We start from the raw sequence: 240 nt of genomic DNA on the forward strand, positions 1-240 counted from the left end.
GTGGGCTCGGAGATGTGTATACGCGACAGGGGTAGGGTCTGTCGGCACGGCATGGCCGCGGCCGGGCAGCGGGGCGCGAAGGCGCAGCCAGGCGGCAGTGCACCCAGCGGCGGCACCTGCCCGGGAATCTCGGCGAGGCGTCGCCTCGGGCCCGCACCGAGGCGGGGCCGGGCCGCGATGAGGCCGCGCGTATAGGGGTGCAGGGGCGCGGCGAGGAGCCGTGCGGCGGGGCGGGTCTCG

General features: G+C 77.5%; 1 protein-coding gene. It reads right to left on the reverse strand.

Annotated elements, in window-relative coordinates:
* The coding region (locus AC3WLN_RS22780) for an oligopeptide/dipeptide ABC transporter ATP-binding protein (protein ID WP_492485089.1) at window positions 1–240 on the reverse strand (240 nt) is incomplete at both ends.

Source organism: Methylobacterium sp. FW306-05-D, assembly GCF_058782155.1.